The following is a 16,435-nucleotide window of genomic DNA, read 5'->3' as shown; positions in this document are numbered from 1 at the left end:
AAAAATTCAAATTTTTTGAAAAAAGGCTTTGTTGATTAGAGAAAATTTATAACTTTGTGTTTCAAAGTTCTTTTTATGGAAAATAAAAATTATCAAGAAGACCTTCTACACATTAGAAAAATGATGGAAAAAAGTTCCAGAGTTATTTCGTTGAGTGGAATTTCTGGAGTTTTTGCAGGATTATTTGCTTTGGCGGGAGCATTTTATGTATATTTTCTTTTTCAGAAAAACAATATTGATTATTTTGATGGGACTAGAAATTTTTATGAAGTAAATTTAATTTTGCATTTGGTTGTAGTAGCAATGGTTGTTATGTTTTTGGCGATAGTTTCGGGAGCATATTTCACCATTAGAAAAAGCAAAAAGAATAATCTTTCGATTTGGGATAATGCAACCAAAAAATTATTGATTAATTTTGCATTTCCTTTAGCAATTGGCGGCGTTTTTTGTTCGGCATTGCTTTATCATCATTTGCATGGTTTGTTAGCGCCAGTTACTTTAATTTTTTATGGATTGGCACTTTTGAACGCGGGAAATTACACCTTTTCTGATGTAAAATATCTTGGTTTGTGCGAAATTATTTTAGGAATTGTTTCGCTGTTCTTTATAGGATATGGATTGTTCTTTTGGGCAATTGGCTTTGGCGTTTTGCATATTGTGTATGGAATTGTGATGCATAAGAAGTATAGATAATGATTTACTTAAATTTTGTAATATTTATCGTTTTCTTTTTGGTTTTATTTTCTTTACCAAGTTTATATTTTTTAACTAAAAAGAAAATATTTATAAAATTATTTTTTGGATTTTGGAGCATTATAATTTTTTTAATTGGAACGATTTTTCTGATTGATTTTGTTAATAGTAAAACTAAGGTTTCTAAAAAGGATATAATTGGAAAATATTATGTTGACAAAAATATGTTTAAAGGTAAAAATGCAGATTGGCAATATGAACATTTTGATTTTGAAATAACTTCAAATGATGAGTTTATTTTCTTTGAATATTTTGACAGCGGTAAGATTAAAAGTGTTCATAAAGGTAAAGTTAATTATATTGAAGGATATGCAAGCCCTCATTTAAAGATAACTAATCTGAATCCGGAACATCAGATAGTTGATAAAGAACCTTTATTAGTAAGAGGTAATTGGAGTTTTTATTATGTTTTCAAATCGAAAAAATTTGGAAATATGTTTTTTAAAAAGAAGAAATTAGTTTTTTATAAGTTTTAAATTAAATGTTAAATATAAGTCAACTCAACAAAGAATTTGAAAGTCGTGTTAGGCTCGGAGTAATGTCCGTGTTGATGGTTAATGATTGGGTAGATTTTAATGAGATGAAAAAGCTTTTAGAAGTTACAGATGGAAATTTAGCAAGTCATAGTTCTGCATTGGAAAAAGCAAGTTATATTGAAATTAAGAAAGAATTTGTTGGGAAAAAGCCTAAAACATCTTATAGAGTTACTAATTCTGGAAGACAAGCTTTTACAGAACACATTAATGCGCTTGAAAAACTAATTGGAAAATAATTTTATTAATTGAAAATGTAGAATTTAAAATTTTAATAACTTATAATCAACAGAAAAACAAAAAGGAGCAATCCTTTAATTTTTTGAAAACAAACTTTGTAATTCAAAGTACTTTAAAATATTTAATATATGAAAACCAAAATTCTAAAAAAAACATTCAGATTTCGGCACGAGACATTATTGTTATTAATGTCAATATTTAGTTTTACGCTGTTCATTTTCAGGTATTATAGTAGCGATACCAAAGTTTTCTTATTCCTAAATTGGAATTTATTTCTCGCTATTATTCCGTTTTTGGTAAGTACATTTATTTCAAAATTTCAGGTAAAAAGTAAATCTGCATTAGTCGCTTTAATCGTCATTTGGATTTTGTTTTTCCCAAATTCGCCTTACATTCTTACAGATTTATTTCATTTAAGAGCGAGAAATATCGTCCCGATTTGGTATGATTTAATTGTGATTCTTTCTTACGCTTGGACAGGCTTAATGTTCGGTTTTGTAAGTCTCTTGCAAATAGAAAAACTATTATTGGAATTTTTAAACAAAAAATTCATTGTTTTATTGTCGATTTTATTTCTATTTATTAGCAGTTTTGGAGTTTATCTCGGTCGATTTCTACGCTGGAATTCTTGGGATATTTTGAGCGATCCTTTTGGTTTGTTCAAAGACATTTCTTACAGAATTATCTATCCGTCAGAAAATCCTAGAACTTGGGGATTAACCATTCTCATGGGAATTTTACTGAATTTAATGTATTTCTCAATTAAACTTTTTAGAAAAATTTAGAATGAAAAAAATTTATTTAAAAATTAAAAAATTAGAATTTACAATTCAAGCAAAAGGAGTTTTTTTAAGCACTTTTTTATTTTCTATTACACTATTTTTAACAATGTCTGCAACTTTGAATTTTTCTATTGGCTTTACAGTTTTTCAAATTTGTTGTTTTTATATTTTTCTTGTAGGATTATTAAATCTTTTCATAGGACTATTTGAATTATATGAAGCATTAGTTAATAATGATAATTATAAAATTCATTTAGATTCATTTTTGCTGATTTTCTCAAATTTTCTTATAGGAATTTTATATGCAATTTTAATCTATTTAATAGATAATAAATTTTCAAAACCATGAAAGTAAAAATGATTCTCCCATCACTTACGGAAGCCGAAAATCCGTATTGGAGACCAATAAAATACTCACTTTTTCCGCCACTTGGTTTGGCTACACTGGCAAGTTATCTCTCCGAAGATGACGAAATTGATTTAGTTGATCAACACGTTGAAAAACTAGAACTAGATGATGAACCAGATTTGGTAATTATTCAGGTCTATATTACCAATGCTTATCGTTCCTACGAAATTGCAGATTTTTACAGAGCAAAAGGATGCTATGTTTGTTTGGGCGGTTTACACGTTACTTCGCTTCCTGAAGAAGCCAAACTTCATGCAGATTCTATTTTTCTAGGACCTGGTGAAGAAACTTTTCCCGAATTTTTGAAGGATTTTAGAAATAAAACGCCCAAGAAAAGATATTTTTCTGCAGTTAGAACTTTAGAAAAACTGCCACCATTTCGTAGAGATTTAATCAAAAGAGAAAAATATTTAGTTCCAAATTCTATTGTTGTAACTCGCGGTTGTCCGCATCATTGCGATTTTTGTTATAAAGATGCTTTTTTCCACGGTGGAAAATCTTTTTACACCCAATTGGTAGATGATGCTTTGTCTGAAATTGACAGACTTCCTGGAAAACATTTATATTTTTTAGACGACCATTTGCTTGGAAATCAAAAATTTGCAACTGAACTTTTTGATGGAATGAAAGGAATGAATCGATTTTTTCAAGGTGCAGCAACTGTAGATTCTATTTTGAGAGGAAATTTAATAGAAAAAGCAGCGGAAGCTGGTTTGAGAAGTGTTTTTGTAGGTTTTGAAACTTTTTCCGAAGAAAATTTAAAACAAAGCAATAAAAAACAAAACTTAAAAAAAGATTATGAATTGGCTGTTCAAAGGCTTCATTCTCTTGGAATTATGATTAATGGAAGCTTTGTTTTTGGATTAGATGAAGATGATAATCAAGTTTTTAGTAGAACGGTAGACTGGGCGGTGAAAAATGCGATTACCACTTCTACTTTTCACATTCTTACTCCTTATCCTGGAACGAAATTGTTTCAAAATTTTGAAAATAAAGGAAGAATTTTAACGAAAAATTGGGATTTGTATGATACCAGAAATGTAGTTTATGAAACCAAAAATATTTCAGCCGAAGATTTAAAAACAGGTTATGATTGGGCGTACAAAGAATTTTATAGTTGGAATAATATTTTAAAAGCATCTCTAAATCATGATTCTGCAAAACATCAATTGAAACATTTATTCTATTCTGGAGGTTGGAAAAAATTTGAGCCGCTTTGGAATTTCATTATCAAAACCGAAGGACTCAATAAAATGCTTCCGCTGTTAGAAAGCATTCTTTCTAAAGTAAAGCATGAACAAAATAAAGAAATTCTGGAGGTGAAAACTATTAACACATTACTTGAAATTTGAAAATTAAAAATAAACCCTTTCAGAGTTTTAAACTCTAAAAGGGTGAAAACCCAGTAGAAATTATGAAAAAACATCATTTAATTTTTTTGATTACAGCATTATTTGTAATCCTCTTTTACGAACAAAACCCTGGTTTGAACATCGGAATTTTAGGAATTGTAGTTTCTGTTCTTACTTATTTTAATACAGAAGAAAGCTACAAAACCAAAACTTTTTTGATGCTTTTCGTTATGAGTATTCTCAGTAGTTTTGCCTTTGCGTGGTATGGAGATTTCGTCTCTTTTTTAGCAATTTTTGCGTCGCTTTTTATTCTTGGTTTTAAATCTAAAAACAATGATTTGAAATCTATTTTTGTGATTCCTGTTTTTGCAATTAATTTTATGACTTTCATCTACCGAGTTTTTCAGTTTGAACAATGGTTTCCGTTGAGAAAAACTGAAAGTTTTTGGCAAAAAATTCTGGCAGTAATATTAATTCCAGCTTTATTATTGCTTATTTTTTTCGGGATTTACACCAAAGGAAGTTCGCATTTTGCATCGTTTTTCTCAGATTACGAATTAGATATTAATCTTTGGGAAGTTATCGTTTTTGCAGTGATGGGATTTTTCTTGTCTTTTAATTTTTTCAATTTTCAGATTTACGAATTCATTTCAAAACAAAATCATTACCTCAATAATAATTTTTCAAACGAAGATAAAATTTCAAAACCAACGTATGATTTTCTAGACTTAAATTCTGAAAGATTAAGCGGAATTGTCTCTTTTTTGGGATTAAATATTTTGCTATTGTTCTTTATCGTTACTTTTAATTACGAACAATTTGTAGAATTGCCAAAAGCAACCGCCAATCAACTGGCAGAAGAAACACACGAAAGAGTTGGTGCCGTAATTGCGAGCATTGTGATGGCGATTGTGGTGATTATGTTTTATTTCAAAGGAAGTTTTAATTTTGATAAAAATGCAAAATGGCTTAAAATTTTAGCTCAAATTTGGGTTTTCTTGAATGGTGTTTTGGTGCTTTCAGCTTTTGCAAAAAACACCGAATATGTTGTGAATTTAGGATTAACTTACAAAAGATTGGGAGTTTACGCTTTTCTTTTGCTTTCTATCATTGGTTTAGTTTTTACGTTTATTAAAATTCAAAAGAAGAAAACCAATGCTTTTCTTTTTAACCAAATGTTTTGGTATGTGTATGGAACAATTTTGATGTGTAGTTTTGTTAATTGGGGAAATTTAGCTACCATTTATAACATTGAAAATAATAAAGGAGACTTTGAATTTTTGTATTCTTTACATTATAATGATACTATTTTGAATGAAAAATTTCCAGAAGAAATGAATGAGAGAGTCAATTATGAGAAAGCAATGAATGATAAAGAATCCTTCCTTTCCAAAGTTTTGTATTACGAAACGATAAATTTTCAAGATTCAGAATAAATTTTACATAATTAGGATAAATATTTTCTGTACGTCTTTTTATTGGTAATTTTGGAATGAAATTAGCTTCAAGACAACTAAAAATTAAGATGATGATATTCAAATATTTTTTATTATCTGTATTTAGTTTTGCGAGTTGCGCATTAAGTGAAACTTCCAAACTAGAACATGAAAATTCTACTTTTTTGCCTTTTCAAAGAAGAGGAGCATTTAGAACTGTGGAAGGAAATAAAATAATAAGAACGGTAGATGCTTCTCAGTTACCTTTTACAATTGGTGAGGAATTTACCAACGAAAATCAACAGTTTATTTTAGTGATTAAAAATGTTAAGAAATCTAGCATTTCTGCGACCATTAGTACCAATGATAAGAACCGAAATCTTAGAATTAATCAAATAATATTGCCAGATAATTCTTCGGATGGGCCGTTTTCTAAAACAATGAAATATAAAATTTCTAAAAAAGGAATTTATAAAATTGTAGTTGGGAAAAATTTAATGGCTGAAGGCAAACTTACTGGCAATTTTAATCTTTCGGTAGAGTAATTATTAAACAGAAAATTTTATACTATGAAAAATATATTTTTATCAGCAGCAATAGCTTCAGTAGCATTAGTAAGTTGTGGAACAGTGCAAAGTATCGTTCAGAATACAGTGCCTTATACTACCAATGTTTTGGTATCTTCTGGAGTTCCTGCAAATCAAGAAATTTCTACTACATCTTCGGCAAGTAGTTTTGCTCAATATGTAGGCGCAGGAAATAGTATGGTGCAAGATATAAGAATCTCTAGCGCCAAAGTTTCGGCTACTTCTCTTAGTTCAAATTCTGATTTAGGAATTTTTAAATCTATTAAAGTTTATCTTTCTGGCAATAATACCCAAGAAATTTTGGTTGCCCAGAGAACAGATATAGGAAATAATATTGGGAACATGCTGAATTTAGACCCAGATAATTCTAAAATTCTAGACGAAGTTGTAAAAAGTGGAGCTGTAAAAGCTAGAGTAGCTTATGTTTTGAAAAACACAGCTAATAACGATACCAATCTTAATATTTCGCTTAGATTTACAAGTGTTCCGGTTCCGGCTAATTAATAGTTTTTTTTAATAAAGAAAGCACTCTTTTTGCGGAGTGCTTTTATTTTTTATACTTCTTCATCAGATTCTATAGTAAAAGATCTAGACTTAAAGTCTTTGTCGTGTTTTTCAGAAATTACGTCTTCACCTTTTTCTTTAATGATGAAATCTGTAGATTCGTTAAACATTTCTTTGAAACTCACGAAATCTTCTTTGTATAAATAGATTTTGTGTTTTTCGAAAGTGGCTTCACCATTGTCTCCGAAATTTTTTTTGCTCTCTGTAATGGTAAGGTAATAATCTCCTGCTTTTGTCTCGCGCACATCAAAGAAATAAGTTCTTCTTCCTGCTTTCAACACCTTTGTGAAAATCTCATTTTCGTTTCTCTCCTTGTAATCACTCATGGGTACTTATTTTAGAAATCTTGTTTTAACAAATATAAAAGAATTCTGTGAATCTCAAAATTTTTTTTAAAAAATTTGAAATTCGCCCAAAATTAACGGAAAATTTACTGTTTTTTTAGGTTAATTTTCTGCTTCTATTTCTGTAAGATTTAAAATAAAATCAGCTCTTTTAGCGCTTGATTCTCTGTGAGTTATAATGATTGAGGTGCAGGATTTAATGTCCTTTTCTATGTTCTGTAAAATGTTCTCTTCGGTCTCTGTGTCTAATGCCGATAAAGAGTCGTCAAATATCAAAATTTCGGGCTTTTTGATGAGTGCACGGGCAATACAAATTCTCTGTTTTTGCCCTCCAGAAAGCATTACGCCTCTTTCACCAACCATTGTTTGATATTTTTCTTTAAATTCTACAATGTTTTTGTGTACATCTGCTTTGGTGGCAACTTCTTCTACCAAGGCATGAGTTGGGTTGTCTATTGCAAAACCAATGTTGTTTTCAATAGTATCAGAAAAAAGATAACTCTCCTGAGGAATGTATCCAATGTGTTTTCTGTACAACTCCAAATTATGGTTTTTTAAATTTCTGCCATCAATTAGAATTTCGCCTTCATCTGGGTCTATTAATCTACAAAGGAGTAATGCGATGGTAGATTTTCCGCTTCCTGTTTTGCCCATAATGGCAAGAGATTTCCCAGCTTCTAGTTTAAAAGAAAGGCTGTCTAAAGCTTTAATTCCTGTGTTTGGATAGGTGTAAGATACATTTCTGAATTCTACATCTCCTCTAATTGGATAATTGTCAAAATTAGTGTTTATAATCTCAGATTTTATATCCATAAATTCATTAACTCTAGACATTGAAGCCGCAGCTCTTTGGTTAACCGAAGAAACCCAGCCTACCATAGAAAATGGCCAAATAAGAATATTGATATACATGAAAAAATCTGCAATAGTTCCTACGCTTAGTTTTCCTTCGAAATAATTTTTACCACCAATATAAAGAATTGCAACATTTAATAATCCAATTACAAAAAGAATGATGGTGAAGAAATAAGCTTCGGTTTTGGCTAAATCTAAAGCTTTGTCTTGATAGTCTTTAACTTTAATTCCGTAGTTTTTTTCGATGTATTTTTCTTTGTTAAAGAATTTTACCACTCTAATCCCAGAAAAACTATCTTGTACAAATGTAGAAATAGCACTTTGGCTTTTCTGCATTATTTTAGATTTCCTATTGATGATAGAACTTACTTTGTAAATGATAAATGATAAAATTGGAAGCGGAATAAGTGTCCAAATCGTCATTTCAACATTCGTCATCAGCATATAAGTGCAAGTAATAACCAATAAGATAAAAAGGTTAATTACATACATTATGCCAGGTCCAAGATACATTCTAATGGCTACTACATCTTCCGAAAGACGATTGAGCAAATCTCCAACTGTTGTTTTTTTGTATGTTGAAAGAGAAAGCTCTTGATAATGTTTGTAAATTTTATTTTTGAGTTCGTATTCAATTCTTCTAGAGGCTACAATAATGGTTTGTCTCATCATAAATCTGAAAACGCCAGAAAGTATAGATGCTCCTACAATAATTCCTCCGTTGATAAATAAAGTCTTAAAAAGAAGCTCCTTTTTTACATTATGACCATCTAATACACCTTTTATCACATCTACCGTTTTTCCAACAAATTGAACCTGATAAATGGCAAAAAAATTAGAAGCAATAATAAAAAGGATACCCCAAAATATCAAAACTCTGTGTTTCCAGAAATATGGATTAAGTGTTTTAAGTGAATTCATATCTTGCAAAAATACAGAAAATAAAGATTTAATGATTGCTAAAAAAAGAACTTCTTATTTCTAATATCCAACTTCCAACTAAAATTCTTATCTTTGCAAAATCTTATAAAAGCTCTTTGAAAATGTTAGGAAGAAGACAAATCCGCGAAAAAGTAGTGCAAACGCTTTATTCTTATCATCAGAATCCAATAAAAACTGATGTTTTAGAGAAAAATATGTTTACAGAGATTGAAAAAATCTATCATCTCTACATCTATCAACTTAATTTTTTAGTTGCCTTAAAAGATTTGGCTGAAAATCAAATCGAAATCGCTAAAAATAAATACATTAAGACTGAAGAAGACCTTAATCCTAACCTTAAATTCGTTAATAACCAAGTGCTTATGCAATTGGAACAAAACGAAGAAAGACTTTCTTTTACTTCAAAACATAAAAATCTTAATTGGGAACTTCACGACGATCTTTTGGTGAAAACCTTTCAGCGTATTGTTGCTGGTAAGCGTTACCAAGATTATATGGAAGATAACAATCTTTCATTTGAAGATGACCAAAAATTTATAGGAAAACTTTTCCTGAGATATATTGCAGAAAACGAAGATTTCCACGATAGATTAGAAGCTATGGAATTATCTTGGGCAGACGATTTTCATATTGCCAATTCTATGGTGCAAAAAACTATTGGTTTTATGAAACAAGACCAGCCTTCTCATACGCTTATCAAAATGATAAAAGATTTGGACGATAGAAATTTTGCCAAAAAATTATTAATTCAAAGTATTAGCCATTGGGATTCTATAGAGAAAAAAGTGGAGGATAGATTAGAAAACTGGGATTTGGATCGTATTTCTCTAATGGATAAAATTATTCTTATTGCTGCAATTTCTGAGCTAGATTTTTTCCCACTTACTCCAGCAAGAGTTATCATTAATGAGTTTATAGAAATTTCTAAAGTTTTTGCAACAGAAAAAAGCCAGATTTTTGTAAATGGTATTTTAGATAAATATACCAAAGATATATCAAGAGCTTAATTTGTTGTTCTAAAAAATCTAAAAAAGAGATTTAGTTTTTATTCAAAATTTACTGTTAATCTTATTGTTCTAATATAGATTAATGGTTTTATTTGATTAAATTTGACCAAAATTTATAAATCATATTCAATGAAAAAGATAATAGGTTTAAGCTTACTTGCAACTTTAGCATTGGTTTCTTGTAAGAAAAACGAAGCTGCAGAACAATTGCAAACTAATTCTTCAGAAGTAACGCCATTGCAAAAAGCACCCGTGATGGAAAGTGATTTGATTGGAGGTGCACATAAAGGTCCACAAACAACATTAGCGCTTTCTGAGCCAAGTTTTGATTTCGGGAAAATTAAAAAAGGAGACGTAGTAGAACACGTTTATGAAGTTACAAATACAGGAAAAAATCCTTTAATTATTTCTAATGTTCAACCAACTTGTGGATGTACAGTTCCAGATTTTACTAAAGACCCAATTTTACCTGGTCAAAAAGGGAAAATTACTTTGAAATTTAATTCAGCTAATTTTGATGGAGTGGTTCATAAATCTGCTGAAGTTTATGCAAACGTAGAAAAAATTCCTGTAGAATTAACATTTACAGCAGATATTCAACCTTAAAAAAAAGATTATATTATGTTTTCAACAATATTTTTACAAGCTGCAGGTGGAGGATTAGGCGGTTTTATGCCATTGGTTTTAATAATGGTAGTAATGTTTGTTTTGTTCCTTTGGCCTCAAATGAGAAAGCAAAACAAAGACAAAAAATTCTCTGAAAGCCTTAAAAAGGGGCAAAGAGTAGTGCTTACTTCTGGTATGCATGGCAAAATTTCAGATATAATGGAAGATGGAGTAATTATCGAAACGATGTCTGGGAAATTAAAATTTGAAAAAGCTGCAATCTCTAGAGAATATACTCAGGCAAGATTTCCTGAAGCAGCAGAAAAATAATTTTTCAAAAATTATATAAAAAAGTAACCGCCTCGAAAATTTTTCGAGGCGGTTTTTGTATTAAGAATGTAAAGTAAAAATTAGCCTAGTAATAAAATGAGTAAACTTGCAGTAAAAATTCTAGCAATGGTTACCAAAGGATAAACTTGTGCGTAACTTTGGATAGGAACGTCGTTGTCTAAATAATTGGTGCTGAATGATAAAGCGGCTGGGTCTGTATAGCTTCCACTCATAATTCCTACAAGTTGTAAGAAATTTATTTTCATGAAAACTCTGCCTATAATTACCATAGTTATTAATGGGATAAATGTAATAGCAGAACCATAAAGAAGCCACATCCAACCGTTGTATTTGATGAAATTTTCGTAAAAACCTTCTCCTGCATGAATACCAACTGCTGCAAAGAATAAACAAATCCCGAAATCTTTCATAAAATGAATTGCACCGTTGTTGATATAAGAATGGATAAAAGAAATTCCTCCGTATCTAGAAATTAATAGCGCTACAACAAGAGGCCCCGCTGCAAATCCTAGTTTTAATGGAATTGGTAAACCTGGAACCATCAAAGGGATAGAACCTACAATAACACCAATTAACAAGCCTCCAAAAAGTGATAAAAAGTCTGGTTCAAGGAGTTTTTTCTCCTGATTTCCTATGATTTTTTCTGCTTCTTCTATCGCTTCGTTAGTGCCTACAATTCTTATTTTATCACCATAATATAATTCTAAAGATGGTCTTGGTAATATTTCTCTACCAGCTCTAAAAACTCTAGTTACCTTCAAGTCATAAGTGTTATAAAGGTCTAATTCTGACAATTTTTTATGAACGGCAGAAGGCTTAGTAACAAAGATGTTTTTCTTGCTAATATCAGATTCAGATTCTATAAAAGAGTCGGTAGAAGGGCGACCAACTTTTTTTATAAACTCATCAATTTCAGTTTCTTTTCCTACAATCATTAGTACATCTCTGTCTTGAAGGTGAGTGTCTAAAGTAGGCGAAAACACAGAAATTTCACCACTATGTTTTAGTCTGGAAATAATGATTTCGAAGCCAATTTTTTTGATGACGTCATTGATAGATTTACCAAAATATTCAGGATTGGTAACTCTCATTTTTTTATGAATAAGAGGTTCTTCTAAATTAATTTTTGCCAATCTAAATTTTTTCATTTCATCATCAGGCTTAATTTTCATGATTGTTTTAGAAATAATAATTACAGCAATAATTCCAAAAACGCCTAAAGGATAATTAATGGCATATCCTACAGTAGGATCTGCAAAAGTTTTGTCTGGAAATTGAGCGGTTAGTTCTTCAATCGTATTTTTGGCAGCACCTAAACCCGGGGTATTGGTTACTGCGCCACTCATAATCCCAACAAGATTTTCTATATCTAAACTTGTAATTCTATATAAAATGAAGGTGATAAAACCTCCTAAAAGTACTGTTGATACTGCTAATATGTTGAATTTTAAACCTTCGTCTCTGAAGGAAGAAAAGAAAGAAGGGCCTACCTGCAAGCCAATTCCGTATACAAAGAGAATTAAACCAAAATCTCTGATAAAATCAAAAATATCGTCGTTAATTCTATATCCAAAATGTCCCAAAATTAATCCGGTAAACATTACTGCAGATACTCCAAATGTGATTTTTCCAAGTTTTAATCTCCCAAAAAAAACGCCAGAACCTATTGCTAACATGATGGTTACCATAGATTGAGCAACGGTGGGGTTTTCGATGGGAAATAATAAAGTTTTAAGCCATTCCATGTTTATGTAATTTATGTTTATGTAAAGTTAACATTTTACACAAATTAGAATCATTTTCGTGGAATGAGTTATATCAGTTCGGTTAACTTAGTGTTTATCAGCCATTTCGAATAGAATTATCCCTCCGTTTTTAATATCTTGGTACTGTAAAGTGTGGTTTTTGACGATTTTTCCATTCACCAAAATTCGCTTCACGTAAACGTTTTTATCAGACTGGTTTTTAGTTTGAATTGTGATTATTTAGATTAAATTCACTAAAAAAGCGAGGGTTTATCTCGCTTTAATCTAATTTTCTTTTTCTTTCTCGTTTTTCAATATACTCGAAAACGGCTTCTTTTGTAGTGAGCCAATTTCTTCCTTCCTTGAAAGCATCTATTTTACCTTTTCTGGCTAATAAACTTACATATTCTTCACCATAAGGAACTAGCTCTTCTTTAACAATGTGAGAAATAGGGCGATAATTGTCATAAGTATTATTAAGTGAACTCAAATAAATATCTAAACTCCTTTCTATTGCTTGTAAAACCAAAAGCAAAATTTTAGAATAATCTCCAGTATTTGATAAGTTCAAAGCGTCGTAATATTTTTTCCTGTCATTTTTGAGGATAATTGCAGGAGGAAAACCTTCTCTCATCAATAATAGATTGAAAAGCAAACGAGAGGTTCTGCCATTTCCGTCAAAAAACGGATGTATCCAAACAAATCTGTGATGGAAAATAGCCGATTTAATTACAATATTCAAATCTGAGGAATTCGTCCAGTCTATTAATTCTGTTACGAGTTCATCTATTAGCAAAGCATTTGGTGGAGTGAAATTAGCCCCAGAAATTCTAACTCCAGAAGTTCTGAAAACCCCAGCAAAATCTTTTTCAATTTTTTGTAAAACCAAATAATGCACTCTCATAATATCGGTTTTGTTTAAATTTTGTTTATCCGATATTAAAGATTCTACAAATTCTATTGCTTTTTGATGATTTATTGCTTCGAAATGTTCTCTCAAAGATTTTCCTTTGATGGTGAAACCTTCTTCAATTACCATTTTGGTTTCATGAAGTGAAAGGGTATTTCCTTCGATGCTATTAGAATTATACGTCCACTCTAGCATTAAACTTTCTTTAATGCTTTTCACGGCATAACTCGGAATTGGGCGCAACTTATCTAATTCTGCTTTTTTTTGCAGAATTCTTTCAAGGTGTTTTTCTGAACCTTCAAAGTGATAAGGATAATTTTGCCAATTCATTTGACAAATGTAAGCTTTTTTTCGTAATATCGGATAAGTTTAATTTTTGTTTTATCCGATGTTAAAAATTGTTTCTAATTTTATTAGTTTGAATTACTCCAATTTCTTTTTCTACAAGAGGGAATTGCCTTGAGACAAGTTTGTAAGTAATAATTGTATCTGTTGTAAATTGTTCAATTTCAATCAGTTTTATTGGTATTGCTTTATAGTTTTCTAAATGAATTATTCCGTAAAGTTCTTCTTTAGTTTTTAGTCTTTCTGTGGAAATTTGTGATTCTTTCAGCTTTTTTGGATAAAATAATTTTAGAGTCTCATTTTCGTAATAATATTGATTCTCTATTTCAACTGAAAGTATTTTGTTTTCGGAGAGTTTTTTTTCGTAATTTTTTTCAATAATAATATTAGGAACCGTAAATGTTATAATAATTAGAATTATAGATATTGTGCTGAAAAAATAGTTTGTATATAGATTATGTTCTTTTAAAATTGGATCAATATCATTTATACGATTAAAACCAATAACTTTTGCAATTGGGAAATAAGAAATGACTAAAGATATGATTGCTATATATCTTAAGAAATATAAAATTGAAATTGCTGTTTCCATAATAAAAAAGCGAGGAAAAAACCTCGCTCTAATTTATAAATTTATTTTCAATGCTAATTCTTCGAGTTGTTCGTTGTGAATTGGCGAAGGCGCGTCTATCATTACGTCTCGTCCGGAATTATTTTTCGGGAAAGCAATGTAATCTCTAATTACTTCGTTACCGTCAAGAATGGCAACCAATCTATCAAAACCGAAAGCCAATCCAGCGTGTGGTGGCGCTCCGTATTTGAAAGCGTTCATTAAGAAACCAAACTGAGCTTCTGCTTCTTCTTTAGAAAAACCTAACATATCAAACATTCTAGATTGCAATTCTTTATTGAAAATTCTTACAGAACCTCCGCCAATTTCGTTTCCGTTCAATACCATATCATAAGCATTAGCTCTCACTTTTCCAGGGTCGGTTTCCAATAACGGAATATCTTCTGGTTTTGGCGAAGTGAAAGGGTGGTGCATTGCATAAAAACGCCCTGTTTCTTCGTCCCATTCTAAAAGTGGGAAATCTATTACCCAAAGTGGAGCAAATTCGTTGCCTTTTCTTAAGCCTAATCTGTTGCCCAATTCCATTCTAAGAGCCGAAAGTTGAGGTCTTACTTTGTTGGAGTTTCCGCTCATCAATAAGATTAAATCTCCTTCTTTTGCGCCAAATTTTTCTGCAATTTTCTTTAAATCTTCTTCGTTGTAGAATTTATTTACAGAAGAAGTAATTACGCCATCGTTTTGGAATTTTACCCAAACCATTCCCGAAGCACCAATTTGAGGACGTTTTACCCAATCAATGAGTTCATCAATTTGTTTTCTGGTATAATCTGCACAACCTTCTACATTAATCCCAACTACCAATTCTGCTTCGTCGAATATTTTAAAATCTTTTCCTTTTACCAATTCATCTACTTCTACGAATTTCATTCCAAATCTAATGTCTGGTTTGTCGTTTCCATAAGTTTTCATGGCTTCATCAAAAGTCATTCTCGGAAATTTTCCGAATTCATTTCCGGTAATGTCTTTTAATAAATGTGCGGTTAAGCCTTCGAAAATATTTAGCACATCTTCTTGCTCTACAAAAGCCATTTCGCAGTCTATTTGAGTAAATTCTGGCTGACGGTCTGCACGTAAATCTTCGTCTCGGAAACATTTTACGATTTGGAAATATCTATCCATTCCGCCAACCATCAAAAGTTGTTTGAAGGTTTGAGGCGATTGTGGAAGTGCATAAAATTGTCCTTGGTTCATTCTGCTTGGCACCACAAAATCTCTGGCTCCTTCTGGAGTTGATTTAATTAAAACTGGAGTTTCCACTTCTATAAAACCTTTGTCTGAAAGATAATTTCTAACTTTTTGCGCCATTTTGTGACGGAAAATCAGTTTTTCTTTCACAGGATTTCTTCGGATGTCCAAATATCTGTATTTCATTCTCAATTCTTCGCCGCCATCTGTTTCGTCTTCTATGGTAAAAGGTGGCAATTCTGCACTGTTGAGAATCGTTAATTTTTCTACTAAAATTTCAATTTCTCCTGTTGGGATTTTTGGGTTTTTAGAAGCACGTTCTATAACGGTTCCTTCTGCCTGAATTACAAATTCTCGACCTAATTTTTTTGCTTGTTCCAAAATTTCTGCCGAAGTTCTTTCTGCATCAAAAACCAATTGTGTAATTCCGTAACGGTCTCGTAAATCTATCCAAACCATAAATCCTTTGTCTCTGATGGTTTGAACCCAACCAGAAAGTGTAACTTTTTCATTAAGATTTTTGAGAGATAATTCTCCGTTTGTGTGCGTTCTGAACATTGTTTTAAATTTGAAATTTACGATTGCAAAGATACGGTTTTGATGTGGAAGTTAGAAGGCGAAGAAAGAAGATTTTGATATTTTGAAACTATTTTTCAGGAATATACTCTAATAAATCTGCAGGTGTACAATCTAAAGCTTTACAAATGGCTTCTAAAGTAGAAAGTTTTATTGCTTTAGCTTTACCTGTTTTTAAGATGGAAAGATTGGCTTGTGTAATGCCAATTTTCTCTGCGAGTTCTTGCGATTGCATTTTGCGTTTGGCAAGCATTACGTCTATATTGATAATTATTGGCATGA

20 protein-coding genes are annotated in these 16,435 nt (G+C 30.9%); 12 read left to right on the top strand and 8 right to left on the bottom strand.

Going from position 1 to position 16,435, the window contains the following annotated elements; translation table 11 throughout:
• Positions 1–75 precede the first annotated feature (75 nt).
• The 9 genes from QM746_RS00345 to QM746_RS00305 all read left to right on the top strand — a co-directional run bounded on the left by QM746_RS00345 (position 76) and on the right by QM746_RS00305 (position 6,596).
• Positions 76–693, top strand: coding sequence for a hypothetical protein (locus tag QM746_RS00345; RefSeq protein ID WP_414982391.1), 618 nt, complete (start codon positions 76–78; stop codon positions 691–693).
• Complete coding sequence (locus tag QM746_RS00340; protein ID WP_414982390.1) at positions 693–1,229, top strand: hypothetical protein; 537 nt, start codon at positions 693–695, stop codon at positions 1,227–1,229. Before QM746_RS00345 ends, QM746_RS00340 begins: the two co-directional genes overlap by 1 nt.
• 5 nt (positions 1,230–1,234) lie before the next feature.
• Positions 1,235–1,525 (top strand): winged helix-turn-helix domain-containing protein, encoded by a 291-nt coding sequence (locus QM746_RS00335; RefSeq protein WP_414982389.1) that lies wholly within the window; start codon positions 1,235–1,237, stop codon positions 1,523–1,525.
• 189 nt (positions 1,526–1,714) lie between these two features.
• Positions 1,715–2,311, top strand: a complete 597-nt coding sequence (locus QM746_RS00330) for a DUF1361 domain-containing protein (protein ID WP_414982388.1) — start codon at positions 1,715–1,717, stop codon at positions 2,309–2,311.
• Between the two features lies 1 nt (position 2,312).
• Positions 2,313–2,657, top strand: a complete 345-nt coding sequence (locus QM746_RS00325) for a hypothetical protein (protein ID WP_414982387.1) — start codon at positions 2,313–2,315, stop codon at positions 2,655–2,657.
• Entirely contained in the window at positions 2,654–4,069 is a 1,416-nt protein-coding gene (locus tag QM746_RS00320) for a B12-binding domain-containing radical SAM protein (RefSeq protein WP_414982386.1), read from the top strand. Before QM746_RS00325 ends, QM746_RS00320 begins: the two co-directional genes overlap by 4 nt.
• Before the next feature lie 62 nt (positions 4,070–4,131).
• The gene (locus QM746_RS00315; RefSeq protein ID WP_414982385.1) at positions 4,132–5,505 is read left to right on the top strand and encodes a DUF4173 domain-containing protein; all 1,374 of its coding nucleotides are present in this window, start codon (positions 4,132–4,134) and stop codon (positions 5,503–5,505) included.
• 92 nt (positions 5,506–5,597) lie between these two features.
• Entirely contained in the window at positions 5,598–6,050 is a 453-nt protein-coding gene (locus tag QM746_RS00310) for a hypothetical protein (protein WP_414982384.1), read from the top strand.
• Between the two features lie 24 nt (positions 6,051–6,074).
• Complete coding sequence (locus QM746_RS00305) at positions 6,075–6,596, top strand: hypothetical protein (RefSeq protein WP_414982383.1); 522 nt, start codon at positions 6,075–6,077, stop codon at positions 6,594–6,596.
• Positions 6,597–6,646: 50 nt separating this feature from the next.
• Here the strand turns inward: QM746_RS00305 and QM746_RS00300 are convergent, their stop codons facing one another.
• Positions 6,647–6,982, bottom strand: coding sequence for a DUF3276 family protein (locus tag QM746_RS00300; RefSeq protein ID WP_374361244.1), 336 nt, complete (start codon positions 6,980–6,982; stop codon positions 6,647–6,649).
• Positions 6,983–7,102: 120 nt separating this feature from the next.
• Positions 7,103–8,776 carry an ABC transporter ATP-binding protein gene (locus tag QM746_RS00295; protein WP_414982382.1) on the bottom strand — a complete coding sequence of 558 codons (1,674 nt, stop codon included), beginning with the start codon at positions 8,774–8,776 and terminating at the stop codon, positions 7,103–7,105.
• Positions 8,777–8,898: 122 nt separating this feature from the next.
• On the opposite strand from QM746_RS00295, the gene QM746_RS00290 reads away from it, so the two are divergent.
• The 3 genes from QM746_RS00290 to yajC all read left to right on the top strand — a co-directional run bounded on the left by QM746_RS00290 (position 8,899) and on the right by yajC (position 10,740).
• Complete coding sequence (locus tag QM746_RS00290; protein ID WP_414985101.1) at positions 8,899–9,804, top strand: transcription antitermination protein NusB; 906 nt, start codon at positions 8,899–8,901, stop codon at positions 9,802–9,804.
• A 129-nt stretch (positions 9,805–9,933) separates the two neighbouring features.
• Positions 9,934–10,410 carry a DUF1573 domain-containing protein gene (locus QM746_RS00285; RefSeq protein ID WP_414982381.1) on the top strand — a complete coding sequence of 159 codons (477 nt, stop codon included), beginning with the start codon at positions 9,934–9,936 and terminating at the stop codon, positions 10,408–10,410.
• A 15-nt stretch (positions 10,411–10,425) separates the two neighbouring features.
• Positions 10,426–10,740, top strand: coding sequence for a preprotein translocase subunit YajC (gene yajC, locus QM746_RS00280; protein ID WP_414982380.1), 315 nt, complete (start codon positions 10,426–10,428; stop codon positions 10,738–10,740).
• Positions 10,741–10,820: 80 nt separating this feature from the next.
• Here the strand turns inward: yajC and QM746_RS00275 are convergent, their stop codons facing one another.
• From QM746_RS00275 to QM746_RS00250, 6 genes are all read right to left on the bottom strand, one after another.
• Positions 10,821–12,506 carry a putative transporter gene (locus tag QM746_RS00275; protein ID WP_414982379.1) on the bottom strand — a complete coding sequence of 562 codons (1,686 nt, stop codon included), beginning with the start codon at positions 12,504–12,506 and terminating at the stop codon, positions 10,821–10,823.
• Between the two features lie 87 nt (positions 12,507–12,593).
• Positions 12,594–12,737: a glycoside hydrolase domain-containing protein gene (locus QM746_RS00270; protein WP_414985100.1), complete on the bottom strand. Its 144-nt coding sequence runs from the start codon at positions 12,735–12,737 to the stop codon at positions 12,594–12,596.
• A gap of 49 nt (positions 12,738–12,786) precedes the next feature.
• The gene (locus QM746_RS00265) at positions 12,787–13,746 is read right to left on the bottom strand and encodes a Fic family protein (RefSeq protein ID WP_414982378.1); all 960 of its coding nucleotides are present in this window, start codon (positions 13,744–13,746) and stop codon (positions 12,787–12,789) included.
• 61 nt (positions 13,747–13,807) lie between these two features.
• Positions 13,808–14,353 carry a hypothetical protein gene (locus QM746_RS00260; protein WP_414982377.1) on the bottom strand — a complete coding sequence of 182 codons (546 nt, stop codon included), beginning with the start codon at positions 14,351–14,353 and terminating at the stop codon, positions 13,808–13,810.
• Between the two features lie 33 nt (positions 14,354–14,386).
• Positions 14,387–16,135 (bottom strand): aspartate--tRNA ligase, encoded by a 1,749-nt coding sequence (gene aspS, locus QM746_RS00255; protein ID WP_414982376.1) that lies wholly within the window; start codon positions 16,133–16,135, stop codon positions 14,387–14,389.
• An 88-nt stretch (positions 16,136–16,223) separates the two neighbouring features.
• Positions 16,224–16,433: a helix-turn-helix domain-containing protein gene (locus tag QM746_RS00250; RefSeq protein ID WP_188618218.1), complete on the bottom strand. Its 210-nt coding sequence runs from the start codon at positions 16,431–16,433 to the stop codon at positions 16,224–16,226.
• Positions 16,434–16,435: the final 2 nt, after the last annotated feature.

This window comes from Cloacibacterium sp. (genome assembly GCF_047601505.1).
GTDB lineage: Bacteria > Bacteroidota > Bacteroidia > Flavobacteriales > Weeksellaceae > Cloacibacterium.
Note: the sequence above shows the minus strand (reverse complement) of the source record. Positions and strands in the feature narration are given on the sequence as shown.

Excerpts from the sequence above, each read along its gene's own strand:
- QM746_RS00315 (WP_414982385.1), top strand. The coding sequence starts at position 4,132 with ATGAAAAAACATCATTTAATTTTTTTGATTACAGCATTATTTGTAATC.
- aspS (WP_414982376.1), bottom strand. The coding sequence starts at position 16,135 with ATGTTCAGAACGCACACAAACGGAGAATTATCTCTCAAAAATCTTAAT.
- QM746_RS00265 (WP_414982378.1), bottom strand. The coding sequence starts at position 13,746 with ATGAATTGGCAAAATTATCCTTATCACTTTGAAGGTTCAGAAAAACAC.
- QM746_RS00340 (WP_414982390.1), top strand. The coding sequence starts at position 693 with ATGATTTACTTAAATTTTGTAATATTTATCGTTTTCTTTTTGGTTTTA.
- QM746_RS00290 (WP_414985101.1), top strand. The coding sequence starts at position 8,899 with ATGTTAGGAAGAAGACAAATCCGCGAAAAAGTAGTGCAAACGCTTTAT.
- QM746_RS00310 (WP_414982384.1), top strand. The coding sequence starts at position 5,598 with ATGATATTCAAATATTTTTTATTATCTGTATTTAGTTTTGCGAGTTGC.
- QM746_RS00305 (WP_414982383.1), top strand. The coding sequence starts at position 6,075 with ATGAAAAATATATTTTTATCAGCAGCAATAGCTTCAGTAGCATTAGTA.
- QM746_RS00330 (WP_414982388.1), top strand. The coding sequence starts at position 1,715 with ATGTCAATATTTAGTTTTACGCTGTTCATTTTCAGGTATTATAGTAGC.
- QM746_RS00325 (WP_414982387.1), top strand. The coding sequence starts at position 2,313 with ATGAAAAAAATTTATTTAAAAATTAAAAAATTAGAATTTACAATTCAA.
- QM746_RS00345 (WP_414982391.1), top strand. The coding sequence starts at position 76 with ATGGAAAATAAAAATTATCAAGAAGACCTTCTACACATTAGAAAAATG.
- QM746_RS00260 (WP_414982377.1), bottom strand. The coding sequence starts at position 14,353 with ATGGAAACAGCAATTTCAATTTTATATTTCTTAAGATATATAGCAATC.
- QM746_RS00335 (WP_414982389.1), top strand. The coding sequence starts at position 1,235 with ATGTTAAATATAAGTCAACTCAACAAAGAATTTGAAAGTCGTGTTAGG.
- QM746_RS00295 (WP_414982382.1), bottom strand. The coding sequence starts at position 8,776 with ATGAATTCACTTAAAACACTTAATCCATATTTCTGGAAACACAGAGTT.
- QM746_RS00300 (WP_374361244.1), bottom strand. The coding sequence starts at position 6,982 with ATGAGTGATTACAAGGAGAGAAACGAAAATGAGATTTTCACAAAGGTG.
- QM746_RS00250 (WP_188618218.1), bottom strand. The coding sequence starts at position 16,433 with ATGCCAATAATTATCAATATAGACGTAATGCTTGCCAAACGCAAAATG.
- QM746_RS00275 (WP_414982379.1), bottom strand. The coding sequence starts at position 12,506 with ATGGAATGGCTTAAAACTTTATTATTTCCCATCGAAAACCCCACCGTT.
- QM746_RS00320 (WP_414982386.1), top strand. The coding sequence starts at position 2,654 with ATGAAAGTAAAAATGATTCTCCCATCACTTACGGAAGCCGAAAATCCG.
- QM746_RS00285 (WP_414982381.1), top strand. The coding sequence starts at position 9,934 with ATGAAAAAGATAATAGGTTTAAGCTTACTTGCAACTTTAGCATTGGTT.
- yajC (WP_414982380.1), top strand. The coding sequence starts at position 10,426 with ATGTTTTCAACAATATTTTTACAAGCTGCAGGTGGAGGATTAGGCGGT.